Source organism: Methylobacterium sp. D48H, assembly GCF_053345715.1.
Genome location: NZ_JBKFAP010000099.1, coordinates 1 through 384, shown reverse-complemented (window position 1 = coordinate 384; position 384 = coordinate 1). Strand labels below are relative to the sequence as shown.

The window sequence follows — 384 nt, the reverse complement described above, 5'->3', positions numbered from 1 at the left end:
GGGCGCCCGCGTGCTCGCCGGCAACCGCGTTCTCGGCATCCAGGCCCTCGAGATCCGCCGGGATCGCGGCTGGTTCTGGGGGACGCAGTATCATCCCGAGCTCGACCTCGACGAGTTGGCCGCGGTGCTGCGCCTCTGCGACACCGCTATCGTCGAGGCGGGACTCGCCGAGAACTCGCGGGCCGTGGCCGCCTATGCCGACGAAGTCGCGACGCTCCAGGGCCACGACCCGGAGACCGCGCGCCGCCTGGCCTGGCGTCACGGCGTCGGGCCCGAGGTGCTGGAGGCCGGGCCCCGCCGGCGGGAGATCGGGAACTTCCTGGCGCGCCTGTCCACAGGCGAGCGCCGCCACTAGGCGACCGCGACCGGGTGGCGCGTTGACCC

At 74.5% G+C, this 384-nt stretch carries 1 pseudogene; it reads left to right on the top strand.

Features of this window, described 5'->3' with window-relative positions:
* Nucleotides 1-355 (top strand): annotated as a pseudogene (locus ACLBX8_RS31655) (type 1 glutamine amidotransferase); the annotation flags it as partial.
* Nucleotides 356-384 lie beyond the last annotated feature (29 nt).